Origin of the sequence: Streptomyces sp. NPDC021224 (assembly GCF_044332905.1) — a bacterium.
In the GTDB taxonomy this organism is placed as follows: Bacteria; Actinomycetota; Actinomycetes; order Streptomycetales; family Streptomycetaceae; genus Actinacidiphila.
In genome coordinates, this window is sequence record NZ_JBIRPW010000002.1 from 677195 (window position 1) to 701709 (window position 24515).

15 protein-coding genes are annotated in these 24515 nt (G+C 73.7%); 7 read left to right on the forward strand and 8 right to left on the reverse strand.

Features of this window, described 5'->3' with window-relative positions; all coding sequences use genetic code 11:
• Positions 1-72 precede the first annotated feature (72 nt).
• The gene (gene ppc / locus ACH4PY_RS08240) at positions 73-2829 is read right to left on the reverse strand and encodes a phosphoenolpyruvate carboxylase (RefSeq protein WP_398177298.1); all 2757 of its coding nucleotides are present in this window, start codon (positions 2827-2829) and stop codon (positions 73-75) included.
• A gap of 255 nt (positions 2830-3084) precedes the next feature.
• Here ppc and ACH4PY_RS08245 point away from each other — a divergent pair, with 255 nt between their 5' ends.
• On the forward strand, positions 3085-4416 hold the full coding sequence (locus ACH4PY_RS08245; RefSeq protein WP_398177301.1) for a sensor histidine kinase: 1332 nt from the start codon (positions 3085-3087) through the stop codon (positions 4414-4416).
• 478 nt (positions 4417-4894) lie between these two features.
• Here the strand turns inward: ACH4PY_RS08245 and ACH4PY_RS08250 are convergent, their stop codons facing one another.
• The 5 genes from ACH4PY_RS08250 to ACH4PY_RS08270 form a co-directional block, all read right to left on the reverse strand.
• Positions 4895-5854 carry a cellulose-binding protein gene (locus ACH4PY_RS08250; protein ID WP_398177305.1) on the reverse strand — a complete coding sequence of 320 codons (960 nt, stop codon included), beginning with the start codon at positions 5852-5854 and terminating at the stop codon, positions 4895-4897.
• A gap of 243 nt (positions 5855-6097) precedes the next feature.
• On the reverse strand, positions 6098-8908 hold the full coding sequence (locus ACH4PY_RS08255; RefSeq protein ID WP_398177308.1) for an SUKH-4 family immunity protein: 2811 nt from the start codon (positions 8906-8908) through the stop codon (positions 6098-6100).
• A gap of 7 nt (positions 8909-8915) precedes the next feature.
• Positions 8916-9929 carry an SMI1/KNR4 family protein gene (locus tag ACH4PY_RS08260; RefSeq protein ID WP_398177311.1) on the reverse strand — a complete coding sequence of 338 codons (1014 nt, stop codon included), beginning with the start codon at positions 9927-9929 and terminating at the stop codon, positions 8916-8918.
• 176 nt (positions 9930-10105) lie between these two features.
• Complete coding sequence (locus ACH4PY_RS08265) at positions 10106-10843, reverse strand: hypothetical protein (protein WP_398177314.1); 738 nt, start codon at positions 10841-10843, stop codon at positions 10106-10108.
• Positions 10844-11188: 345 nt separating this feature from the next.
• Positions 11189-11914 carry a sensor domain-containing protein gene (locus ACH4PY_RS08270; RefSeq protein ID WP_398177317.1) on the reverse strand — a complete coding sequence of 242 codons (726 nt, stop codon included), beginning with the start codon at positions 11912-11914 and terminating at the stop codon, positions 11189-11191.
• Between the two features lie 482 nt (positions 11915-12396).
• On the opposite strand from ACH4PY_RS08270, the gene ACH4PY_RS08275 reads away from it, so the two are divergent.
• The 6 genes from ACH4PY_RS08275 (at position 12397) to ACH4PY_RS08300 (ending at position 21938) form a co-directional block, all read left to right on the forward strand.
• Complete coding sequence (locus tag ACH4PY_RS08275; protein ID WP_398177320.1) at positions 12397-12903, forward strand: YwqJ-related putative deaminase; 507 nt, start codon at positions 12397-12399, stop codon at positions 12901-12903.
• A gap of 7 nt (positions 12904-12910) precedes the next feature.
• A complete protein-coding gene (locus tag ACH4PY_RS08280; RefSeq protein ID WP_398177323.1) occupies positions 12911-13426 on the forward strand; it encodes an SUKH-3 domain-containing protein in 516 nt (171 codons plus the stop codon).
• A 379-nt stretch (positions 13427-13805) separates the two neighbouring features.
• On the forward strand, positions 13806-14594 hold the full coding sequence (locus ACH4PY_RS08285) for an ABC transporter ATP-binding protein (RefSeq protein ID WP_398177326.1): 789 nt from the start codon (positions 13806-13808) through the stop codon (positions 14592-14594).
• On the forward strand, positions 14591-17161 hold the full coding sequence (locus ACH4PY_RS08290; RefSeq protein WP_398177329.1) for an ABC transporter permease: 2571 nt from the start codon (positions 14591-14593) through the stop codon (positions 17159-17161). The genes ACH4PY_RS08285 and ACH4PY_RS08290 overlap by 4 nt, the downstream gene beginning before the upstream one ends.
• Positions 17162-17394: 233 nt before the next feature.
• On the forward strand, positions 17395-20934 hold the full coding sequence (gene mfd, locus ACH4PY_RS08295; protein ID WP_398177331.1) for a transcription-repair coupling factor: 3540 nt from the start codon (positions 17395-17397) through the stop codon (positions 20932-20934).
• 77 nt (positions 20935-21011) lie between these two features.
• Positions 21012-21938 carry a TolB family protein gene (locus tag ACH4PY_RS08300; RefSeq protein WP_398177334.1) on the forward strand — a complete coding sequence of 309 codons (927 nt, stop codon included), beginning with the start codon at positions 21012-21014 and terminating at the stop codon, positions 21936-21938.
• Positions 21939-22013: 75 nt separating this feature from the next.
• Here ACH4PY_RS08300 and ACH4PY_RS08305 read toward each other — a convergent pair whose 3' ends face one another.
• Both ACH4PY_RS08305 and ACH4PY_RS08310 read right to left on the reverse strand, forming a co-directional pair.
• Positions 22014-23663: a DUF2079 domain-containing protein gene (locus ACH4PY_RS08305; protein WP_398177336.1), complete on the reverse strand. Its 1650-nt coding sequence runs from the start codon at positions 23661-23663 to the stop codon at positions 22014-22016.
• A gap of 101 nt (positions 23664-23764) precedes the next feature.
• Positions 23765-24460: a hypothetical protein gene (locus ACH4PY_RS08310; protein ID WP_398177339.1), complete on the reverse strand. Its 696-nt coding sequence runs from the start codon at positions 24458-24460 to the stop codon at positions 23765-23767.
• Positions 24461-24515 lie beyond the last annotated feature (55 nt).

A 24515-nucleotide genomic window follows, 5' to 3' on the forward strand; every position in this document is an offset into this window, starting at 1 on the left:
CGCCGCGACGCGAGGGGAGCCGCCCCCGGCACGTGCCGGGAGCGGCTCCCCTTCCGTTCGTCCGGGCGGGTGTCAGCCGGTGTTGCGCAGACCCGCCGCGACACCGTTGACGGTGAGCAGCAGGGCGCGCGACAGCAGCGGGTCCGGCTCCTCACCGCGCGCGGCCGCCTCGCGCTGCCGGGCCAGCAGCGTGACCTGGAGGTACGAGATCGGGTCCAGGTACTGGTCGCGGATCCGGAAGGTCTGCGCCAGCACCGGGCTCGCCGCGAGCAGCTCGGACTCGCCGGTCAGCCGCAGCACCTCGCGCACCGTCAGCTCGTGCTCGGCCTCGATGGCCTCGAAGACGTGCTTGAGGTCGTCGGGGACGAGCGAGTCGACATAGTGGCGGGCGATCCGCAGATCGGTCTTGGCCAGCGTCATCTCGACGTTGGACAGGAAGTTGCGGAAGAAGTGCCACTGCCCGAACGCCTCGTCCAGCACCCCGTCCAGCCCCGCCTCACGGGCCGCCTTCAGGCCCGAGCCGACGCCGTACCAGCCGGGGACGATCTGCCGGGACTGCGTCCAGCCGAAGACCCACGGGATCGCCCGCAGGCCGTCGAGCCCGGCGCCGGAGTCCGGGCGGCGGGACGGGCGCGAGCCCAGGTGCAGCTCGCCGAGCTGGTCGACCGGGGTGGAGGCGAAGAAGTACTTCGGCAGGTCCGGGTCGTCGACGAGCTTGCGGTAGGCGCCGTTCGCCGCCTCCGAGACGATGTCCATCGCCGCGTCCCAGCGCGCCAGCGCCTCGTCGGACTGCCGCGGCGCGGTGTGCAGCGCGGACGCCTGCAGCGTCGCGGCGACGGTCAGCTCCAGGTTCTCCCGGGCCAGCGACGGGATCAGGTACTTGTCGGAGATGACCTCGCCCTGCTCGGTCACCTTGATCTCGCCCTCCAGGGTGCCCCACGGCTGCGCGAGGATCGCGGTGTGCGAGGGGCCGCCGCCGCGGCCGACGGTGCCGCCGCGGCCGTGGAAGAGCCGCAGCCGCACGCCGTGCCGGTGCGCCACGTCGCGCAGCCGGCGCTGCGCCCGGTGGATCTCCCACTGCGAGGTCGTGATGCCGCCGAACTTCGAGGAGTCGGAGTAGCCGAGCATGACCTCCTGCACGTCCCCGCGCAGCGACACCAGCCGCCGGTAGGACGGGTCGGACAGCATCTCGTCCAGCAGCTTGTCGGCGATCTTCAGCTCGACGGTCGTCTCCAGCAGCGGCACGATGCCGATCTTGGCGACCCCCGCGTGCAGGTCGATCAGCCCGGCCTCGCGCGCCAGCACCGCGGCCGCGAAGACGTCGTCGGAGCCGAAGCACATCGAGATGATGTACGACTCCATCACCTCGGGGCCGAAGCGCTCGAACGCCTCGCGCATCGTGTGGAAGACGCCGAGGGTCTTGGCGCCCGCGGCGTCCAGCGGCGCCGGGGTCGGGGCCAGCGGGCGGCGCGAGCGCAGCTCCTTGGCGAGCAGCTTGCGCCGGTAGTCGCGCGGCATGTCGGCGTAGCGCCAGGACTCCTCGCCGAGCCGGTCGAAGAGCTGGCCCAGCGCGTGGTGGTGGGCGTCCGCGTGCTCGCGCACGTCCATCGTGGCGAGCTGCAGGCCGAAGGCGGACAGGGTGCGGACGGTGCGGTCCACCCGGCCCTCGGCGATCAGGCCGCCGCGGTGCGCGCGCAGCGAGTCCTGGATCAGCTGGAGGTCGGTGAGCAGCGCGGCCGTGCCGAGGTAGTCCCGGCCGGGTACGTGCGGGGTGCCGGTGGCCAGCCGCTCACGGGTGTTGATGAGCTTCTGCCGGATGCAGGTCGCCTTGAGGCGGTAGGGCTCCTCGGCGTTCAGCCGCTTGTAGCGCGGGCTGATCTCGGGCAGCGCGACCAGGTCGGTGGCCAGCGAGTCGAGCAGCTCGTCGCTCGCGCCGGAGTTGCGGATCGAGTTGGACAGGGCGCCGCGCAGGGCGTCGACCAGCTCCAGGGCGTCGGTGATGCCGTGCTCGTGCTGGAGGATCAGCACGTCCCAGGTGACCTCGGGGGTGACGTTGGGGTTGCCGTCCCGGTCGCCGCCGATCCAGGTGCCGAAGGTCAGCGGGCGGGTCTCCGGCGGCAGCGGCACCCCGACCCGCTCCAGCTCCGCGGCCAGGTCCTCCAGCACGTCGCCGACCGCGACGGCGTGCAGCTCGTCGAGGTAGTAGATCGCGTTGCGCGCCTCGTCGGCCGGCTCCGGGCGGACCACCCGCAGCTCGTCGGTCTGCCACAGCAGGTCGATGCTCTCGGCCAGCCGCAGGTCGGCGCGCCGCCGGTCACCCGTGCTGCCCTCGCCGTTGCCGTGCCCGTCCTCCAGCAGCTCGGCGATACGGCGCAGCTTGTTCAGCACCGAGCGGCGGGCCGCCTCGGTGGGGTGCGCGGTGAAGACGGGACGGACGTTGAGGTTGCGGACCGTCTCGCGTACGTGCTCGGGGTCGCCGTCCTTGAGCAGGTCGGCGGTCTGGGCGAGCAGGCCGCCCTCGGCCGCGCGCCGCGACCGCAGCTCGCGCCCGCGGTGCACCTGCTCGGTGACGTTGGCGAGGTGGAAGTAGGTGGAGAAGGCGCGCACCAGCTTCGCGGCCGTCTCCAGGTCGGTGTCGCCGAGCAGTGCCGCGGCGGCCTCCCCGTCGCTTCGGGTCAGTGCGCGGACCTTCTCGACGAGATCGAGGAGTTCCTGCCCCTCCTGGCGCACCAGCGTGCCGCCCAGCAGGTCTCCCAGGCGGCGGATGTCGGCACGGAGGGCGGAACTGCTGGCGGTACTGCTGTCCGGGGCGGTGTCGGCGCTGCTCACAGGTGCGGCTCCTTGTGCAGGGGTGTGTGGACGGCGTACTCGCGGACCGCGCTGTCCGGCCGTTCCAGGATAGGTCGCGGCCCGCCCGGCGAGACGCCCAGCCCACGTGCCGGACACCGGGCGTCCGCCACGGCCCCCCGTCCGGGCCGCTCCGCCGCGCACCCGGGGCCGTTCACGGGCCCCGGGTGCGCGGTCGCGGTGCGCGGCTGGTACGTGCCCGGTACGTCCGGGCGCCCACCGCCTACGCTGGACGCCATGAGTACGACGGGGGCGCACGTACCGGACGACGGCGCCGGAGGAGGCGCGGCAGGCGACACGGCGGCACCGGTGCTGCTCCCCGCCGGCTGGTGGTGGTGGCAGCGGCGGCGCAGCTTCCTGCTCGACGCGACCCTGGCCGCGGTCTCCGCGATCGAGTGCGCCTTCGAGGGCGGCACCTTCGCCGACCGGATTGGCGTCCCCGCCTTCCTCGGCGCGCTCGTGGGCGTCCTGGTCGGCGGCGTGCTGCTGCTCCGGCGCCGCTGGCCGGTCGCGGTCGTGCTCGTCGGCATAGCCATGACGCCCGCGCAGACCGGATTCCTGCTCTCCCTCGTCGGCCTCTACACCCTCGCCGCCTCCGAGGTGCCGCGCCGCATCACCGCCGCGCTGGCCGGGATGAACGGTTTCGGCACGATGCTGGTCGCCGTCATCCAGTTCCAGGACAACCTCGACACCTCCGACGACGGCAGCGCGCTGCGGATGCCCGTCACCCTCTTCGTCTCCATCCTCATGGCGCTCGGCCTCACCGGGCCGCCCGTGCTCCTCGGCCTCTACGTCCGCGCCCGGCGCCGGCTCGTGGAGAGCCTGCGCGAGCGGGCCGACGGCCTGGAACGCGAACTCGAACTGCTCGCCGAGAAGGCGGCGGAACGCGCCGAGCGCGCTCGGGCGGAGGAGCGCACCCGCATCGCGCGCGACATGCACGACGTCGTCGCGCACCGGGTGAGCCTGATGGTCGTGCACGCCGCCGCGCTCAAGGCCGTCGCCCTCAAGGACCCGCACAAGGCCTCCGCCAGCGCGGAGCTGCTCGGCGACATGGGACGGCAGGCGCTCACCGAGCTGCGCCAGATGCTGGGGGTGCTGCGCACCTCGGAAGCCGCCGCGCCCGCCGCCCCCGCCGCGCCCGTCCCGGACCGGCCCGCCTCCCGGGAGGAGGAAGAGGGCCCGACGCTGGCCCGCCTCGCCGCACTGGTGGAGGAGTCCCAGGCGGCGGGCATGGGGGTCGAGCTGACCGTCGAGGGCGCGAAGCGCCCCTGCGGGGCGCGCATCGAGGCCACCGTCTACCGGGTGGTCCAGGAAGCCCTCACCAACGTCCGCAAGCACGCGGTGGGCGCCAGCGCGGTCGTCCGCCTCGCCTACCGCGACGCCGAGGTCGCCGTCCTCATCACCAACGGCCCCTCCGACGGCACCCCCCAGACCGCCCTCCCCGGCAGCGGCCACGGCCTGACCGGCATGCGCGAACGCGTCACCTCCCACGGCGGCGGCTTCGCCGCCGGCCCCACCCCCGACGGCGGCTTCCGCGTCTCGGCGATGGTCCCCCTCCGGAGCGCCTGACCTTCCCACGAGGCGATCCGGCCCGGTTGGCGGGAGCTGAGGGGCTGCGCGCTCAGCCACATCGTGGCGGATGTTCCCGCGAGGACGGTGGGGGGCAGCCGGTGGGGCGAGGGGGCGCGAGGAACTGCGCGCCAAGCCCCCACTCGCGGACGGCCCCGCGACAACCGGCGGATGCACCCCGGGGGGCTTGGGGGCGCGAGGAACTGCGCGCTCAGCCATATCGCGGCGGATGTTCCCGCGAGGACGGTCCGGGGCAGTCGGCGGGGCTGAGGGGCGCGGGGAACTGCGCGCTCAGCCACATCGTGGCGGATGTTCCCGCGACAACCGGCGGATGCACCCCGGGGGGCTTGGGGGCGCGGGGAACTGCGCGCCAAGCCCCCACCCGCGGACGGCCCCGCGACAACCGGCGGACGCACCCCGCGGGGTAGCAGCGTCCGGCGCGGCAGCGGTAGCAGCAGGGAGCCCGAGGGCGCAGCCCTCAGGAGGGGGCGGGGCCCGGGGGTCGCGGGTCACGGCCGGTCAGCGCGGCCAGCGCGCTGCGCACCCTCGCGAAGTGTGCCCTCAGCTCATCGCGTCGCACCTCGTGCTCCCGCAGCGCCCGCTCGCTCTCCCTGCGCACCCTCTCCTCATGGGCCCGCGCTCGCGCGAGCACGGCCGCGGCCCGCCGCTCCGCCTCCGCCTCCCGGGCGCGCAGCGCCTCCTCCGCGGCGGCGCGCTCGCGGTGCGCCGCGTCGAGACGCCGCTCGGCGTCGGCGAGCAGCTCGCCGAGCCGGCTGTCGGCCCCGGCCTCGCGTTCGGCGAGCTCACGCTCCAGCGTGTCCAGCCGGGTGCGCCGCTCCTGCTCGCCCTCCGCGGCGCCGCGTTCCGCGTCCTGCCGTACGGTCTCCAGCGTGCGGCCGGCCTCGCCGCGTACCGCTTCGGCCTCGGCGCGCGCCTGGCCGAGGATGTCGGCGGCCCGCGCGCACGCCGCGTCGAGCATCCGCTCGGTCTCGTCCTCCGCGGCGGCGAGCCGTGCGGACGCGGCGGCGCGGGACTCGTCCTGGAGGGTGCGCCGCGCGGTCTCCGCGGCGTCCCGCGCGTACTGCGCCTCGGCCTCGGCCCGTTCGCGTACGGCCGCGGCCTCCTCCTCGACGAGCCGCACCAGTTCCTGCGCGCCGGGGCCGAGCGCGTCGAAGGCGGAGGACGGCAGCGCGTCGAACTGCGCGCGCAGCGCGGCGTGCTCGGCCTCCATCTCGGTGGCGAGTTCGCTGAGCCTGGTGGCCCGCTCCCATGCGGCGTCGCGGTCCTCGGAGAGTTCTTCGAGGAAGCGGTCGACCTGCTCGGGCCGGTAGCCGAGGCCGCGCCCGCGCACCCGCCGGACGGGCCCGGCGCCCACGTCCACGCCCGCGCCCGCGCCTGCCGGAGGAGTCCCCGCCGATGCGGTCGTGTCGCTGCTCATGCGTCTGCTCCTTCGCCGCCGCCGCTCGTCCCGCGCTCCGCTGCCGCGCCCATCTCCTCTTTATGGCTTATGTCCGAATTCTAGAAGGTGGGGTGCGCGGAGCGCGCGTCTCCTTCGCGCATCCGGGCACCGGACCTCACCAGTACCCCTACCCGGAAAACGGCGGGGGCCGGGCGGGAAGGCCCGAAAGCCTTCCCGCCCGGCCCCCGGCGGCAAGCCGCCGCCGTGCCGTGACGTCCGCCGCTACAGCAGCCCGTCCCACATCTGCTCGATGAGCACCGACCACCAGTTGTCGGGCGAGGCGATGGCCGCCGGGTCCTGCGCGGCCAGCTGCGCCTGGAAGTCCACCGTCCAGTGCCCGGCCTGCTCGGGCGTGAGCCCGATCCGCAGCCGCCACATCCGTCCGAGCAGGGCCATGCAGCGGGCGAACTCCGGCAGGCTCGAATTCACGAACTGCGGTGCCGCGGGCGGCGATCCGGCCGGACCCCCCTCCAGCGGCAGCGCCACGATCTGCGCGGTGCCGTACTGCACGCACAGCTGGCGCCCGAAGTCGTTGCCCATCACCAGGTACGAGCCCGCGTCCGCGGTCGGCTGCACGCCGCGCGCGGCGGCCAGCTCGGCGAGCGTCGGCACCGGCTGGCCCGGCTGCGCCTGCGCCCAGAAGAACGGCCCGAAGTCCATCGGCAGCCCGGCCCACATCAGGGTCTGCGCCACGATGTCGGGGACGCCCTGCCGGGAGACGGTGCGCTGGTCGAAGCGGAAGACGCCCTGCGGGCCGAACGCGCCCGCCAGCTCCTGTCCGATCACGTCGAGCCCGACCGGCGGCACCCGCAGCACCGTGTGCGCGTCGGGCATCGGCACCCGCTGCGGCTGCGGGCGCGCGGGCGCGCCCGCCACCTGGTGCAGCTCGCCCTGGTGCGTCAGCAGGTGCTGGACGCCCTGGCGGCGGCTCGCGTGGTCCCGGCCGTAGGGGGCGGTGTGGCTGATCCGCACCTGCGGCCAGGTCTCGCGGATCATCCGCGTGCAGTAGCCGCCGGGCAGGTCGCAGGACTCCAGCTCGGTGTGCAGTTCGAGCACCTGCTCGGGGCGCACGCCCGCCGACCGCAGCTCGTGCAGGATCTGCCACTCCGGATGCGGGGTGCCTGGCGCCGAGCGCCGGATCATCTGCTGCTCGCTGCCGTCGGCGCCGCGGTAGCGCAGCACCGCCATGTAGCCGGGACCCACCGTCGGCACCCCTGCGTTCGGCTGCGGATAGCCGTACGCGGGCGCGGGCGCGGGCGGCGGCGTGCCGGTGCCCGCGGCGAAGGGGGCCGGGGGCGGCGGCGGGGTGCCGCCCGCCGCGGGGCCTGCGGCGGCGGGTCCGGCGAGCATGGTCGCGGCGTAGTGCGGGTCGTTGCTCGCGGGCGGCGGCGGGGGAGCCGCGGCCGCGCCGCCCCCCGCGTACGGCGGAGGCGGCGGGGGAGGGGGCGTGCCCGTCCCCGCGGCGAAGGGCGCGGGCGTGCCGGTGCCGGGCCCGGCGAGCATCGTCGCCGCGTAGTGCGGGTCGTTGCTCGCGGGCGGGGGCGTGCCGGTGCCGCCCACGTACGGGGCGGGCGGGGGCGGCGGGGTGCCCTGGCCCACCTGGGGCGGCGGCGGAGGTGTCGCCGTACCTCCCGCGTAGGGCGCCGGGGGCGGTGGCGGGGTGCCGCCTGCCGGAGGGCCTGCGGCGGCGGGTCCGGCGAGCATGGTCGCGGCGTAGTGCGGGTCGTTGCTCGCGGGCGGCGGCGTTGCCTGTCCGGCGTACGGGGCGGGTGGCGGCGTGCCCTGTCCGGCGTACGGCGGCGGGGGCGGCGTGCCCTGTCCCGCGTACGGAGCAGGCGGGGGCGTGCCCTGACCGGCGTACGGCGGCGGAGGCGGGGTGCCCTGCGGGGACGGTGCGGACGGCGCTGATGGCGCGGACGGCGTGGGAGGAGCCGACGGGACATGGCCGACCGGCGTGGCCTTGGCCGTCGCCAGGCCCGCGATGTCGGCGGCGCTCTGCCCGCCGCCCTGCGGCACCGGCGGGGGCAGTGGCACGGCGGGGCCGTCCGGCGCGGGGTACGCGGAACCGCCCATGGTGTGCGGCACCCCGCTCTGGGCGGGCGGCGGCACCGGCTGCCCGGACTGGGCCGGAGGCGGCGCGGGGGGTCCGGGCTGCTCCGGCGCGAGCAGCGTCGGCGGCAGCCCGCTGCCGGAGGGCAGCAGTTTCGTCCTGGCCTCGGAGGACTCGGGTGCGGGCGGCGCCTCGGGAAGATCCGCGCCGCTGATCGGCGGCGCGAAGACGGTCGCGGGCATGGGCACGGACGAGCCCTCGCCGCTGTCGCTCACCGTCTTGCCCGCCCAGCTCCCGCCGTCCTCCGGCTCGTCCGGCAGCGCGTCCTGCGGCTGCTCCTGCGCGGGCGCGGCGGCCACAGCGGGCGCGGCGGGCGCACCGGACCGCCGCACGTAGTCGACACCGCCCGACGGCTCCTCCGCCGCGGGAGCCGCCTCGGAGGCCGGCCGCCGTACGTAGTCGACGCCCCCGGACGACAGGTCGGCGGCCTGCGCGGGAATCCCGCCGCCGGACTCCCCGGCGGAACCGGAACCGGAGCCGGAACCAGAGCCGGCGCCGGACCCGGAAGCGCTCCCGGCGCCCGCCCCACTGCCGGAGCCGGACCTGCGGTCGGGGATGCCCATCCGGTCGGCGGCCTCCTGGAGCCACTCCGGCGGGCTCAGCAGGAAGGACGTCGCCTCCAGGTCGATGCGCTGCGGCGGCTCGGGCGCCGTGTCCTGCGGCATGGCGCCGTACTCCTCCTCGTAGCGGCGGATCAGCTCGCCGACGGGCAGCGGCGGCCAGAGGGTGGCCTCGCCGCTGTCCCGTGCGATGACGACCCGCAGTTGTGAGCCGTCGTCCGCCGGGCCGTCGTCGCGCGGCTCCGCCCACACCACGAAGCCGAGGTCGAACTCCCTGACCCGGATCTCGCGGTGCTCGTACGGCGGCACGTCGCCGTTGATCCACCGCTCGGCGCGCTCCTGCGCCTGCGCGAAAGTCACCATGGCCGGCTCACTCCTCCACCTGGACGGCGGTGGCGAAGCCGCCGTCCACCATCAGATTCGCCACCGTCGCCAGCTCCGGCGGATTGCCCGCGAGGCGCAGCAGGAACGCGTCGAGCGACTCGCCGCAGGGCAGCAGCAGGTCGGCGACCCGGTCGGCGGGGGTGTCCCAGTCGTCGCCGTCCCGCGCGTCGTCGTAGGCGCAGAACCACACCGTGCCGGCGTCCTGGCCCTTCACCTTCACCGCGAGCAGGCCGCCCTGGACGTAGCCGACGGCCAGGTAGTCCTTCGTCAGGTGGTCGCGCAGGCACTTGTTGACGTACACCAGGTCGTTGACCGCAGCGGCGTCGCGCACGGTGAAGAACGGCTGGTCGATCAGCAGTCCGAGATCGGGGTCGAGGGCGACCCCGCGCGGCGCGCAGCCGCCGGCCGCCTTCAGGAAGGCCCGGTAGGAGCCCGGCAACCGGTAGCCCAGCTCCTCCTCGACGTCACGCACCTGTGCCTCGGTGACCGCGACGGCGTCGATGGGCAGTTCGAAGTGCACCGGCCTGGTCTCCTGCAGCGGGCGGGTGCCGCGTTTGGAGTGGTCGGCGACGGAGTCCGCGAGCCCGCCGTGGTGCCGCAGCAGCGCCTTGACCTCGGCGGGGACCAGCTCCAGGCGGCGGGTGCCCGCCACGTGGTGCCACGTCCAGCCGTGCGGGGTGGCCACCGGCGGCAGGCTGGCCCACAGTTCGTGGCCCGCGGCGTGCAGCGCGGCGTTCGCCGACACGTAGTCCGTCAGCCGCAGCTCGTCGATGCCGAAGCCCTCGGGCGGCTCGGCTATCTCGGCCGCGGCGCGGGCGAACGGCGAGAAGTCCGGGTGCCCTTCGGCGTCCACCCACACGCCCTGCGGGTAGCGCGCCGCGCGCACCGGGTCGGGGAAGTGCACGACCTGCCCGGCGTAGGCCACGTTGGGCGGCGCGGTCCGGGACTCCGCGCCGGAACCGGGGGGCGACGCCCCCAGCCCTTGCCGACCTGTCGTCATGACTGCTGCCCCCTGGTGCGTACGGCTGATGACCACAGCCTAGGGCCTGCGGCATGCCCGTTGACCGGCCAGTCGCCCGGTTGTGGACAACTCGTGAACCGCGCCGCCCGCCACCCCGCCCGCCACCGGGTCCACCACGTCTCCCCAGCCGTCCCGGCAGCCCTCCCCGGCGGCTGTCAGCTGTCCTTCGCCGCGTCCCGCAGCTTGGCGGCCTGCTTCGCCGGGATCGACGTGCGCAGCTGCGCGGGCTTGTGGTCGGCGCGCACCGTCTCGTACGCCGCCGTGGTGTCCCCCACCCGCACGACGGTCACCAGCACCTCGCCCGCCGTGCCCTTGGCGGTGTCGCCGATGACGTAGGCGACGCGCTCGTCGCCCAGCCCCGCGTCGGCTGTCGCGGAGCGCACCGTGAAGTGGGAGGTGACGCCGCCGCGCACCACGGAGTAGGAATGGCAGACGGCGAGGGCCGCCGTCAGGTCCTTCAGCACCTTGGCCGCGTCGCCCTTCTTGTAGGACGCGATGACGGTCAGCGAGATGGTCTTGGCGCCCTTGTCCTTGCCGGTGGCGTCCTTGGTGTCGGTGACCATCGCGCCGGTGTAGACCTGCCGCTGGTACTTGGGCCGGCTGACCCACTGGTCCACCACCGGCTGGCACGCGGCGGTGTCGGCCTTCTGCGCGTCGCCGAGCAGCTGCCCCTTGGTGCCCGCGGGCAGCACCTGCACGTCCGGGACGTCCTGCGAGGTGAGCAGCGCCGCGGTGAGCTTCGGTGTGCTCACCGCGCCCTTCGCCACCGTCGGGCCGTCCTTGTCGTCGCCGCCGCTGCCGCAGCCCGCCGCGAGCGCGAGGACGGGCAGCAGCGCGGCGGCGGCCACGGCGCGCCTACCGGCCGGTAGGCGATGGTCTGCGCGGATCGGCATCGGTGCGTTCCCCTGGTTCGTCGCGGCGGTCGTCGGCGGCAGGTGCCCGTGCGGCGCGGTGCGTCCCGCCCCGCGCCCCGGCACCCCGCGCGGGTGTGCCCCGGCCGCGGCGTCGTGCGGCGCGTCCCCCGTCCCGGAGGACCTCCCGCGGGCGCCGGGCCCGTTGCCGCGCGACTCTACGGCAACGGGCCCGGCACCTCCCCTGTGGGGCTGCTCACATGTGCGAGGCGCGGCGGGCCCGCGGCCCGCCCCTCGCCTCGGCACTTCGCGGGAGCCGTACGGGGCCGCGGGAGAGCCCCACCGCGGCCGTCCCGTACCCGTACCCGTACGGCAGCCGTACCGCGGTCACTTGCGCGCGGCGAGCGCCTGCTTCAGCTTCTCGTCCTGCTTGCGTTCCACGTCGACGGGCAGCGGTCCGGCGCCGCCCGCGGACTTCACCGACACGTACATCGTCACCGTGTCCCCGGTCTGCACGACGGACAGCAGCGCGGCGCCGGCCTTCTTGTCGGCGGTGTCGTTCATGATCCAGGACACCGCCTTGTCGCCGACCGGCACCGCGGGCCCCTTGGACACGGTGAAGGGCGTCTTGGCCCCGGAGCTGTCGGTCGCGGTGAAGCCGGTGCAGCCCGCCAGCGCCGTCTTCAGCTCCGCCATGACCTTCTCGGCGTCGCCGGGGGCGTGGCTGGCCACCAGCATCTGGTTGATGATCTCCGGGGTCGCGCCGGTCTTCGCCGTGGTCTTGGCGAAGGCCGCGCCGACGAACGCCATCCGGTGGATCTTGGGATTGCTGCTGGTGACGTCGGCGAGCGGCTGGCAGGCGGGCTTGTCCGCGGTGAGCGTCGAGGTGTCGGACGTGTCGGCCGTCTGCGAGGGCTGCACGGTCCAGCCGGGCAGGTCGGAGTCGGTGATGAGGGCCTTGCTGAGCTGGTCGGTGGTGAGCGGGGCCTTGCCGCTGAGGACGTTCGGCGACTTGGAGTCGGGCTCGGGGGAGCCGTCGCCGGAGGAGCAGGCGGCGGCGAGCAGCAGCGCGGGCAGCGCGGCCGCGACGAGGCGGAGCCGGGTGGTGTGCATCGGGGTCACATTCCTGGTTCGGCGGTGTGGGGGGACCCGCTGGGGCGGGCCGACTGCTGATCCTCCCCGGCCTTCCTGTGCCACGTCCATGCCGCGTCGGTTCGTCGTCGCGCCCGGAGCCCGCCCGGAGCCCGCCCGTCGCCTGCCCGGAGCCAGTCCGGAGCCCGTGGCGCGACCGCGTCCGACCGGCACCTGTGCCGTGCGCGGACGGTGACCGTCCGTGCCCCGCGGGCCGCCGCGTCACGCGGGCCGCGGGCCAGCCGTTCGGGCGGTCCGCCACCGTACGGATGTGACGTTCGTATGTTCGCCGTGTACGCACTGTGCCTGCTGTGTCGGAATTCGGACACCGGACGGTGACATGGCCCACACACAATGAGCCCGCCGACGTGTTCGCTTCCCCATCGCGCGACGCGTTTGGCAGTCTGATCGGCATACGGGGGAACGCCCGCTCGCGCGGGCGGACGGAGGGACGCACGCAGAACATGACAACTCATTTCCTGGACGCAGGGGCCGCGGACCCCAGGCTGAACTGGGGCGCGCCACGGCCCCCGGACGGTCCGCCGCGGCTGCGGCACCGAAGAGACGGCATCCTGCCCGCGGTCGCGGCCGCGCTGTCCATCCGCGACGAGGTGTTCACGTGCACCGGCGCCAAGGGCGACCAGCTGCCCGTCCTGCATCCGATCGTGCAGGAGTTCCTGGACGCGCTGCCCGCGACGCAGCGTGAGCGCTTCACCGGACGCTGCGCCGAACCGGTGCTGATCTCCCGCCACCTGGCGTCCGTCGAGGGGCAGCGCGGCAAGCGCGCCGCCCGCCGGCCGCTGACGCAGGGTGAGGCGCGCAAGGCGCTGCGCGGCGCGAAACTGACGGCCCGCCGGATACGCGAGGACGGCGATCCGGCGCACGGCACGTACGCGCCGCCCTGCCGGTCCTGCGCACCGCTGCTCGCGCACTTCGGGGTGCAGGCCGTCGACCCGGCAGAGGGGGCATGACGCCCTGATGGCAGCGAGCGCACGTTTCCCCGCCGCCGTCGACGCCGCGCTGCGGGCCGGCGGGTGGCAGCCCGGACGGTGGGACATCAAGCAGGCCGAGGAGTGGGCGGACCTGCTGCGCGGCCATGTGTCGCCCGGCGGGCACCGGCACTGCGTCTTCCCCGCCGCCGTCGAGGCCTGGGCGGAGTTCGGCGGATTGGTCCTCCCGGCGGCCGCGGGCCCCGGGCAGCTCACCGCGCCCTCCGCCGTGACCGTGGACCCGCTGCGCGGCCTGCACATGGCCCGTACCTTCGGCGACCTCGGCCGCGCGCTGGAGACCGAGGTCAGCCCGCTCGGCGAGGAGCCCGCCACCGGCGCCCTGCTGGCCATCGACGCCGAGGGCCGCGTCTACGGCATCGACCACGCGGGGGACTGGTACGCCGGCCCCGACATCGACCTCGCCCTCGCCGCCCTGATCGGCGGCGGCCGCACCGTGCGCCTGACGCTCGCGACGTCCGGCGCGGACCGCGCCGACCGCGTGTAGGGCCCGTACGCCCAGCCGTACGACACCGCGGAGCCGCGGGCGCCCCTGAGGCCGTCCGGGCCCACCCCGGAGCCGCTGCGCTGCACTTCGGGGCGCCTGTCCCCGACCGCGGTATGAGCCGGGGCCCCGGGTCCCCTAGGGGGCGGTACCTACTTTTGGCATGGACCGGTTCGTTCCGCCGGATGACGTCCGCGTCCCGCGCGCTCCCTACGGTCATAGGGCGGGGTGGGGATACCCCCACCACGGAGACGGAGACCTTCCCCAATGTGCGGCGGAGCGCCCTCCGGCAGGCTGATGGACATCACGACAGCGCGACACACGACCACGCAACACGACGAACGCAACACGACGAACGCAACACGACGACGCAGGAGTAACAGTGACGACGGCAGTGACGATTCCCAGGTCCGGGGGCAACGGAGAACGTTCGGCTGTTGCCGCTGCGGGTCGCTCGGTGACGAAGGCGTACGGCGCGGGCGAGACCCGGGTCGTGGCGCTGGACGCGGTGGACGTGGACATCGCCCGCGGCAAGTTCACCGCGATCATGGGCCCCTCGGGCTCCGGCAAGTCCACCCTCATGCACTGCCTCGCGGGCCTCGACACGGTCACCTCGGGGCGGATCTGGGTCGGCGACAACGAGATCACCGGCATGAAGGACAAGAAGCTCACCCAGCTGCGGCGGGACAAGATCGGCTTCATCTTCCAGTCCTTCAACCTGCTGCCGACCCTCAACGCGGCGGAGAACATCACGCTGCCGATGGACATCGCGGGCCGCAAGGTAGACCGCGACTGGTTCGAGCGGGTCGTGGAGACGGTGGGCCTGGCCGGCCGGCTCAAGCACCGCCCGACCCAGCTGTCCGGCGGCCAGCAGCAGCGTGTGGCCGTCGCCCGCGCCCTGGCCGCGCGCCCCGAGATCATCTTCGGCGACGAGCCGACCGGAAACCTCGACTCGCGGGCCGGCGCGGAGGTCCTCGGCTTCCTGCGCCGCTCGGTCGACGAGCTGGGCCAGACCATCGTGATGGTCACCCACGACCCGGTCGCCGCCTCCTACGCCGACCGCGTCCTCTACCTCGCCGACGGCCGCATCGTCGACGAGATGGCCAACCCCACCGCCGACTCCGTGCTGGAGCGCATGAAGTCCTTCGACGGTCGCGGGAGGACGTCGTGACCGTCCTGAAGACATCGGCGCGGAACTTCTTCGCGCACAAGGGCAGAATGGCCCTCTCGGCGATCGCCGTCCTGCTGTCGGTCGCCTTCGTCTGCGGCACCCTGGTGTTCACCGACACCATGACCGCGACCTTCGACAAGCTCTTCGGTTCCACCGCCTCCGACGTCACGGTCAGCGCCAAGAAGATCGACGACGAGCAGGCCACCGGCATCCCGGACACCGTGCCCGCCGCGCTCCAGCAGCAGCTCGCCAAGGTGCCCGGCGTCGCCAAGTCCGACCCGGACGTCACCAGCGACCAGGTCACCGTCGCGAACGCGAAGAACGAGAAGATCGGCTCCTCGTCCGGCGCCCCGACCATCGTCAGCAACTGGGACCCGACCGAGACCAAGGCCGTCGAGCTGTCCTCGGGCCACCTGCCGAGCAGCGCCACCGACGCGGTGATCGACGCCGACACGGCGAACAAGAAGCACGTCGCGATCGGCGACACCCTGCGCGTCATCGCCGCGCCCGGCGACTTCGACGTCACCGTCAGCGGCATCGTCACCTTCAGGACCACCAACCCCGGCGCCACCGTCCTCTACATCGACACCGCCACCGCGCAGACCAAGCTGCTCGGCCGCTCCGACGCGTACACCGGCTTCGGCCTCACCGCCGCCAAGGGCACCACGGACGACCAGCTCAAGGAGAACGTCAGGGCGGCCATCGGCGCCGGCTACACCGTCGACACCGCGGCCGAGACCAAGAAGAAGGACCAGGACGACCTCGGCGGTTTCCTGAACTTCATGAAGTACGCGATGCTCGGCTTCGCCGGGATCGCCGTCCTCGTCGGCATCTTCCTGATCGTCAACACCTTCTCCATGCTGGTCGCCCAGCGCACCCGGGAGATCGGCCTGATGCGGGCCCTCGGTTCCAGCCGCGGGCAGGTCAACCGCTCGGTGCTCATCGAGGCGGTCTTCCTGGGCCTGACCGGCTCGGTGCTCGGCATCGGCGGCGGCATCGGCCTGGCCGTCGGGCTCATGCACCTGATGGGCAAGGCCGGCATGAAGCTCGACACCTCCGAGCTGACCATCAAGGCCACCACCCCGCTGGTCGGCCTCGCGATCGGCGTCATCGTCACCGTGGTCTCCGCCTACATCCCGGCCCGCCGGGCGGGGAAGATCTCCCCGATGGCCGCGCTGCGCGACTCCGGCACCCCGGGCGACGCCCGCGCCGGACGCATCCGCGCCGCCGTCGGCATCCTGGTCAGCGCCGCCGGCGCCCTCGCCCTGGTCGCCGCGGCGAAGGCGGACAAGGCCTCCTCGGGCGGCGGGATGCTGGGCCTGGGCGTGCTCCTCACGCTGGTCGGCTTCGTGATCGTCGGCCCGCTGCTCGCCGGTGTGATCGTCCGGGCGGTGAGCGCGGTGGTGCTGCGCTTCTTCGGCCCGATGGGACGCCTGGCCGAGCGCAACGCGCTGCGCAACCCGCGGCGTACCGGCGCCACCGCCTCCGCGCTGATGATCGGCCTGGCCCTGGTGGCCGGCATGTCGGTGGTCGGCTCGTCGATGGTGGCCTCCGCCGACGACCAGCTCGACTCCTCCGTCGGCGCGGACTTCATCATCGAGGTCGGCAGCAACGGCAGCCAGCCCATCACCCCGGCCGCCGAGAAGGCGCTCACCGCCACCCAGAACATCGAGCACTTCACGCACTACACGATCGTCAACGCCAAGTTCACCCTGCCCGGCGGCGAGACCCTCAGCTCCGACCTGAGCGCCGCGGACCCGAGCTACCCCAAGGACCTGCGGCTCAAGACCACGCAGGGCAACCTGCTGGACGCCTACGGCAAGAACGCCATGTCGGTGCCCGAGGGCTTCGCCAAGGACCACCACCTGAAGCTCGGCGACGAGATCAAGGTCGTCATGACCGGCGGCCGACCGGCGCAGCTCAAGATCGCCGCGATCACCAGCGACGACACGACGATCGAGCACGGCTCGATGTTCATCAACATCGCGACCGCCCGCGAGTACCTGCCGGCCGACAAGATGCCGGGTGACTTCCTGCTCTTCGCCACCGCGGTGGACGGCAAGCAGAAGGAGGCGTACGCCGACCTGAAGGCGTCCGTGAAGTCCCACCCGGAGATCGACGTCCGCGACCAGGCCGACTACAAGGACCTCATCCACAACCAGGTCAACCAGCTGCTCTACATGATCTACGCGCTGCTGGCGCTCGCGATCATCGTGGCGGTGCTGGGCGTGGTCAACACGCTGGCCCTGTCGGTGGTGGAGCGGACCCGGGAGATCGGCCTCATGCGGGCTATCGGCACCTCGCGGCGCCAGATGCGCCGCATGATCCGCCTGGAGTCGGTCGTCATCGCCCTGTTCGGCGCGCTCATCGGCCTCGGCCTGGGCCTCGCCTGGGGCACCACCGGCCAGCGCGTGCTGGCCGCGGAGGGGCTCGGCATCCTCCAGATCCCGTGGACGACGATCGTGGTCGTCTTCGTCGGCTCCGCGGTCGTCGGCCTCCTCGCCGCGCTGCTGCCCGCGCTGCGGGCGGGCCGGATGAACGTCCTCAACGCGATCGCGACGGACTAGGCGGTACGCCGTCCCCGGGCCCGCGGCCCCCGTCCCCGGCAAGGGGGTACGGGGGCCGCGGCCTTTCCGCTGCCGCGAGGGCGTGCCCTCCGCGCAGGGCACCCCCTCCGCGGAGGGCACGCCCCGGCCGGAGGCCGTACGCTGGAGAGACCCCCGGCACGTGAGACGTGTCGGGCGCTCGCGTTGCCCGTGGCGGCGGCGCCCCTACACGTACCCCCCGGGACGGAACCCTCATGAGTCTGAACGGTCTGGTCGACGCCGCCGTCGCCGACACCGCCCTCGCCGAGGCGGTCCAGGCCGCGGTCTCCGGAGCGCGGCCGCACGTGGATCTGGTCGGCCCGCCCGCCGCGCGCCCGCTGGCCGTCGCGGCGCTCGCCGCCAAGGCCGGACGGCCGGTGCTGGCGGTCACCGCGACCGGCCGGGAGGCCGAGGACCTGGCCGCGGCGCTGCGCTCGATGCTGCCCCCGGACGGCGTCGTGGAGTACCCGGCGTGGGAGACCCTGCCGCACGAGCGGCTCTCGCCGCGCAGCGACACCGTGGGCCGCCGCCTCGCGGTGCTGCGGCGGCTGGCGCACCCGAAGGCGGACGACCCGACGGCCGGGCCGGTGCAGGTCGTGGTCGCACCGATCCGCTCGGTGCTCCAGCCGCAGGTCACGGGGCTGAGCGAGCTGGAGCCGGTGGCGCTGGCGAGCGGGCAGAGCGCCGACCTCGGCACGGTGGTGGACGGGCTGGCGGCAGCCGCCTACGCACGGGTGGAACTCGTCGAGAAGCGCGGCGAGTTCGCGGTGCGCGGCGGCATCCTGGACGTCTTCCCGCCGACCGAGGAACACCCGCTGCGGGTGGAGTTCTGGGGCGACGAGGTCGAGGAGATCCGTTACTTCAAGGTCGCCGACCAGCGCTCCCTGGAGGTCGCCGAGCACGGCCTGTGGGCGCCCCCGTGCCGCGAGCTGCTGCTCACCGAGGACGTACGGGCGCGGGCCGCCGAACTGGCCGCCGCGCACCCCGAGCTGCGCGAGATGCTGGACAAGATCGCGGAGGGCCTCGCCGTCGAGGGCATGGAGTCGCTCGCCCCGGTGCTGGTGGACTCCATGGAACTGCTGCTGGACGTGCTGCCGGCCGGCGCGATGACGGTCGTGTGCGACCCGGAGCGGGTACGGACCCGGGCCGCGGACCTGGTGGCCACCTCGCAGGAGTTCCTGGAGGCGTCCTGGGCGGCCTCCGCGGGCGGCGGCGAGGCCCCGATCGACCTGGGCGCCGCGTCCCTGTGGCCGATCGCGGACGTCCGGCACCGGGCCGCCGAGCTGGGCATCCCGTGGTGGTCGGTGAGCCCGTTCGCCGCGGACGAGGCCGACGACCTCGGCGGCGACATCCTCCAGCTGGGCATGCGCGCCCCCGAGGTCTACCGCGGGGACACCGCGCGGGCGCTGGCCGACACCAAGGGCTGGCTCGCCGAGGGCTGGCGCACCGTGTACGTCACCGAGGGCCACGGGCCGGCCTCCCGGGTCGCCGAGGTGCTCGCGGGGGAGGGCATCGCGGCCCGCCTCGACATCGAGCTGGCCGACCTCGCGCCGTCCGTGGTGCACGTCGCCACCGGCTCGCTGGAGCACGGCTTCGTCGACCCCGGGCTGCGGCTGGCGGTGCTCACCGAGACCGACCTGTCCGGCCAGAAGTCGTCCACCAAGGACATGGGGCGGATGCCGTCCCGCCGCCGCAAGACCATCGACCCGCTCACCCTGACCGGCGGCGACTACATCGTGCACGAGCAGCACGGCGTCGGCCGCTACGTCGAGATGGTGCAGCGCACCGTGCAGGGCGCCACCCGCGAGTACCTCGTCGTCGAGTACGCCCCGGCCAAGCGCGGCCAGCCCGGCGACCGGCTCTTCGTGCCGACCGACCAGCTGGAGCAGATCACCAAGTACGTCGGCGGCGAGGCCCCGACGCTGCACCGGCTGGGCGGCGCGGACTGGACGAAGACCAAGGCGCGGGCGAAGAAGGCGGTCAAGGAGATCGCCGCCGACCTGATCCGGCTGTACTCCGCGCGGATGGCCGCGCCCGGCCACACCTTCGGCCCCGACACCCCCTGGCAGCGGGAGCTGGAGGACGCCTTCCCCTACGTGGAGACGCCCGACCAGCTCACCACCATCGCCGAGGTCAAGGGCGACATGGAGAAGTCGGTGCCGATGGACCGGCTGATCTGCGGCGACGTCGGCTACGGCAAGACCGAGATCGCGGTGCGGGCGGCCTTCAAGGCGGTGCAGGACGGCAAGCAGGTGGCCGTGCTGGTGCCGACGACACTGCTGGTGCAGCAGCATTTCGGCACCTTCTCCGAGCGCTACGCGCAATTCCCGGTCAACGTGCGGGCGCTGTCCCGCTTCCAGACCGACACCGAGGCGAAGGCGGTGCTGGAGGGGCTCCGGGACGGCTCGGTGGACGTCGTCATCGGCACCCACCGCCTCTTCGCGTCCGAGACCCGCTTCAAGGACCTCGGCCTGGTCATCGTCGACGAGGAGCAGCGCTTCGGCGTCGAGCACAAGGAGCAGCTGAAGAAGCTGCGGGCCAACGTCGACGTGCTGACCATGTCGGCGACCCCGATTCCGCGCACCCTGGAGATGGCGGTCACCGGCATCCGCGAGATGTCCACGATCACCACCCCGCCGGAGGAGCGGCACCCGGTGCTGACCTTCGTCGGGCCCTACGAGGAGAAGCAGATCGGCGCCGCCATCCGGCGCGAGCTGCTGCGCGAGGGCCAGGTCTTCTACATCCACAACCGGGTCGAGTCCATCGACCGGGCGGCGGCGCGGCTGCGGGCCATCGTGCCCGAGGCGCGGATCGCCACGGCGCACGGGCAGATGAGCGAGTCCGCCCTGGAGTCGGTCGTGGTCGACTTCTGGGAGAAGCGGTTCGACGTGCTGGTCTCCACCACGATCGTGGAGTCCGGCATCGACATCTCCAACGCCAACACCCTCATCGTCGAGCGCGGCGACACCTTCGGCCTCTCCCAGCTGCACCAGCTGCGCGGCCGCGTCGGGCGCTCCCGCGAGCGCGGCTACGCCTACTTCCTCTACCCGCCGGAGAAGCCGCTCACCGAGACCGCGCACGAGCGGCTCGCGACCATCGCCCAGCACACGGAGATGGGCGCGGGCATGTACGTGGCGATGAAGGACCTGGAGATCCGCGGCGCGGGCAACCTGCTGGGCGGCGAGCAGTCCGGCCACATCGCGGGCGTCGGCTTCGACCTGTACGTGCGGATGGTCGGCGAGGCCGTCGCCGACTACCGCTCGGCCCTGGAGTCGGGCGGTGAGCCGGAGGAGACGCTGCTGGAGGTCAAGATCGAGCTGCCCGTCGACGCGCACGTCCCGCACGACTACGCCCCCGGCGAGCGGCTGCGCCTCCAGGCCTACCGCGCCATCGCCGCCGCGTCCTCCGAGGAGGACATCACCGCGGTGCGCGAGGAACTGGTCGACCGCTACGGGCCGCTGCCCGAACCGGTCGAGAACCTGCTTTTGGTGGCGGGCCTGCGGATGCTGGCCCGCAAGGTCGGCGTCACCGACATCACCCTGCAGGGCTCCAACGTCCGCTTCGGCCCGGTCGAGCTGCGCGAGTCGCAGGAGCTGCGGCTGAACCGGCTGCACCCGCGCACGGTCCTCAAGCCCGCCACCCGCCAGATCCTGGTGCCGCGCCCGGCCACCGCCCGGATCGGCGGCAAGCCGGTCGTCGGCCGCGAACTGCTCCAGTGGACCGCGGAGTTCCTGACCACCATCCTCGACAACTGACCCGCCGCACCGGGCCCGGCCGGACCGGTGCGGCCCCGACCGGTGATCGCCGGGACCCGCGCGGTTACAGTGCGGGCGTGACGATCACCGGAGCGGGGACGAACGTACGGCCGCTGGCCCCCGGGCAGCGCGCGCGGCTGCTGGTCGGCGACATCGACGGCGGCGCGCCGCGGCTGGTCCACGAGACCGCGCACAGCGCCCTGGAGGCACCGAACTGGTCGCCCGACGGCCGCTGGCTGGTCTTCAACCAGGACGGCCTGCTGCTGCGCGTCCCCGCCGACGCCGCACCCGGCGACGGCGTGCTGCCCGAGGTCATCGACACCGGCGGCATCACCGACGCCAACAACGACCACGTTCTCTCCCCGGACGGCGCCACCGTCTACCTGTCGGCCGGCGACGGCCACATCCACGCCGTGCCCTTCACCGGCGGCCCGGCCCGCCGCGTCACCAACGACCGCGGCCCCGGGGCCTTCCGGCACTTCCTGCACGGCGTCTCACCCGACGGTCTGGTCCTTTCCTACGTCGGCGTCGAACCCTACGGCGGCGACGAATGGGGCTACCGCAACATCTTCACCCTCCCTTCGGCCGGGGGTCCCGACACCCGGCTCACCGACACCCCCGCTCCCGCCGACGGCCCGGAATTCACCCCGGACGGCGAGTGGATCGTCTTCAACTCCGAGCACGGCGCCGCCGTCCCCGGCCACGCCCAGCTCTTCCGCATGCGCCCCGACGGCTCCGAGCTGACCCGGTTGACCTCCGACGAGCGCGTGAACTGGTTCCCGCACCCCTCGCCGGACGGCCGCCACCTGCTCTACATCAGCTTCCCGCCCGGCACCGAGGGCCACCCCGCCGACCGGGACGTCGTCCTGCGCCTGCTGGACGCGCACGGCCGCGGCACCCCGCGCGACCTCTACGCCTTCCTCGGCGGCCAGGGCAGCCTCAACGTCAACAGCTGGTCCCCCGACAGCCGCCACTTCGCCTACGTCGACTACCCCGTCGGCTGAGCGCCCGCCGCCGCCCAGCCCGCTCGGCCCGCCGGGCGGCGGCGGGGTGGCGGCCGGTGCGGTCCGGCAGCGCTCCTAGTTGCGGCGCAGGATGACGTAGCCGTCCTGGCTGGCGATCTGCGTGTACGTGTAGCCGGGGTGCAGCTGGGAGCCGTACACCACCGGGTCCGGCACCCACCCGCTGGAGTTGTCGATCGCTATGTACTGCGGCACGACGTTCTTCGTCCCGCCCACCCAGTAGACCGTCGTACGGTGCACCAGCCGGCTGATCGGTCCGACGTTCGCCTCCACGGTGGCGCCGTCGGGTATCTGGTCGAGCAGTTTCTCGACCGCCTTGGTGCGCGCGTCCACCTTGTAGGTGTCGGAGTGGCCGAGCGAGGCCAGCGGCATCGACAGCGTCAGCGCCATCGCCGCCCCCACCGCCGCGGCCGGTACCCCTGAGGCGTAGGAACGCAGCCACGGGGTGCGGCTGTTGCGCGACCGGTCCGCGGCGTCCACCAGGGCCAGGAACACCACCGGCATCAGCACTGCGCTGTAGTGCCAGGCCGTGCCCCAGTTCTCCGGGTAGTGCGACACGAAGCGCCAACCGATGGTCGGCAGCGCCGCGACGATCAGCGGCGACCGCAGCGCCAGCAGCCCGGTGGTCGGCAGCAGGATCCACAGCAGCGTGCGCAGCGCGGTGCCGAAGGGGATGTGGCCGGTCAGCGTGCCGTCCCCGTTGATGTGGTTGAACGCGTCGTAGCCGGGTCCGTAGAACGCCGGGATCAGCACGGTGACGGCCAGGGCGGACGCCGCCACCCCGAAACCGATCAGCCCGATCGCCCACGGCCCGTACCGCTCCGCGTCGCTCAGCGGCATGTCCACCTGGTCACCTCCCTCCGAGGCGCTGCCGTCCTGTGCCCCGCCGGATTCCCCGGCTGCGGGTCCGCTGTCGGTGCCTGCCCCGTCCGCCACCGCGGCAGCGGGTCCTGCCCCGGCCGCCTCCGCGTCGGCCGCCTGCTCGTCCGCGGTCCGCCCCGCCGCCGGTGCGGCCGCCCGTGAACTCTCCCGGGTGCGCCACCAGACGATCGCGCCGATCGTCGCGGCCGTGACCCCCAGGTCCTCCTTGACCAGCACCAGCGGCACTGCCCACCACAGGGCCGCCCCCCAGCGCTTGCGGACCACGGCCTCCAGCGAGAAGGCCAGCAGCGGCATCGCGAAGGCGATCTCGTGGAAGTCGAAGTCGACCGCCCGCTGCACGGCCCACGACAGCCCGTAGGCGGCGCCGATCGCGAGCCCGCGGCCCCGCCCGAGAAGCAGCGAGGCGCCTCGGGTGACCGGCACGACCGAGATCGCGAACAGCAGGGCCTGCGCGACGAGCAGCGTCACCGGTGTCGGGAAGACCCGGTAGAAGGGCGCGATCAGCGCGGTCACCGGGCTGAAGTGGTCGCCGAGCGCGTTGAAGCCGGGCCCCTTCAGCGTGGTGGTCGGCGCGTGCAGGTGGGCATACCCCTTCACGGCCTGCTCGAAGATGCCCAGGTCCCAGGACATCGTCAGCATCCTGCGGAACCGCACCAGCGACAGCAGGAAGTAGGCGACGAAGAAGACGACCCCGAGCAGGTACGGGTCGAGGCGTGCTCCCGGTATCCGCAGCCAGGGCCGCGCCGCCGTGGCGGTGCCCGGTTCTGCGGCAGGCGGCGCCGTCTGTCCGCCGGAGTGCGGTATGACGGCCTCGGCCCTGTCCATCGTCGTCCTCCCGAGGATGTGGGGTCGGGTCTGCCGGAAAAGATACGGGACGAGGCTGTCCGCGCGGGACCCGTGGGAGGGACGGGCTCTCTTCTGCCTGCTCAGCCGGTCTTGGTCCAGGTGCCGCAGTCGGCCGTCTTGAAGTAGGCGTCCTTGGCGGTGATCGTGACCACGGCCTGGCCGGTGACGTTGTCGTTCGCGATGATCGAGTCCACGTCGTGCAGCGCGTCCTTGGTGCGCTCCCAGTAGCAGGTCTCGCCGCCCTTGGCCTTGTAGGTGCCGGCGGCTATGTCCGTGCCGACCTTGTACATACCGTCCCCCATCGACGTCTTCGGCGAGGCGGGCTTGTCCTTCCCGTCGGTGAACCAGTCCTTGCAGTCCGTCGATGTGAAGATCTTGTCCGTCGGCTTGATCGTCACGTAGCTGCTGCCGTACACGGTGTCGTTCGCGATGATCGAGTCGGTGTCGCCCTTGGCGTCCTTGTCGCGCTCCCAGTAGCACATGCCGTCGGAATTCCCGCTGGTCCGGTACGTGCCCGGCTGGATGTCCTTGCCGACCTCGAACGTGCCGTTCCCCTTGAAGGCGGGCTTGTCCGCCGGCTTGTCCTCTTTCTTCTGCGCGGGTGCGGACGAGGGCGCTGCGGCGGGTGCGGACGCGGTGTCGCCGCCCTTCGGCGAGCCGGACGAGCCCGACGAGCCGGCCGAGTCGTCGGAGGGCCCGCAGGCCGCGATCCCGATCGCGAGGAACGCGGTGACGGTGCCCGCTGCGGCGAGCCGGACGAGAGACGTCTTGGACATGGGATTCCCCCTGCGCTCGGCGGGCCTCGGTGGCCCTGTGAACCGTTGACACCAT

What these genes read in the sequence shown, in the direction of transcription:
- ACH4PY_RS08245 (WP_398177301.1), top strand. Translation starts at nt 3,085, where the DNA reads ATGAGTACGACGGGGGCGCACGTACCGGACGACGGCGCCGGAGGAGGC.
- ACH4PY_RS08250 (WP_398177305.1), bottom strand. Translation starts at nt 5,854, where the DNA reads ATGAGCAGCGACACGACCGCATCGGCGGGGACTCCTCCGGCAGGCGCG.
- ACH4PY_RS08255 (WP_398177308.1), bottom strand. Translation starts at nt 8,908, where the DNA reads ATGGTGACTTTCGCGCAGGCGCAGGAGCGCGCCGAGCGGTGGATCAAC.
- ACH4PY_RS08260 (WP_398177311.1), bottom strand. Translation starts at nt 9,929, where the DNA reads ATGACGACAGGTCGGCAAGGGCTGGGGGCGTCGCCCCCCGGTTCCGGC.
- ACH4PY_RS08265 (WP_398177314.1), bottom strand. Translation starts at nt 10,843, where the DNA reads ATGCCGATCCGCGCAGACCATCGCCTACCGGCCGGTAGGCGCGCCGTG.
- ACH4PY_RS08270 (WP_398177317.1), bottom strand. Translation starts at nt 11,914, where the DNA reads ATGCACACCACCCGGCTCCGCCTCGTCGCGGCCGCGCTGCCCGCGCTG.
- ACH4PY_RS08275 (WP_398177320.1), top strand. Translation starts at nt 12,397, where the DNA reads ATGACAACTCATTTCCTGGACGCAGGGGCCGCGGACCCCAGGCTGAAC.
- ACH4PY_RS08280 (WP_398177323.1), top strand. Translation starts at nt 12,911, where the DNA reads ATGGCAGCGAGCGCACGTTTCCCCGCCGCCGTCGACGCCGCGCTGCGG.
- mfd (WP_398177331.1), top strand. Translation starts at nt 17,395, where the DNA reads ATGAGTCTGAACGGTCTGGTCGACGCCGCCGTCGCCGACACCGCCCTC.
- ACH4PY_RS08305 (WP_398177336.1), bottom strand. Translation starts at nt 23,663, where the DNA reads ATGGACAGGGCCGAGGCCGTCATACCGCACTCCGGCGGACAGACGGCG.
- ACH4PY_RS08310 (WP_398177339.1), bottom strand. Translation starts at nt 24,460, where the DNA reads ATGTCCAAGACGTCTCTCGTCCGGCTCGCCGCAGCGGGCACCGTCACC.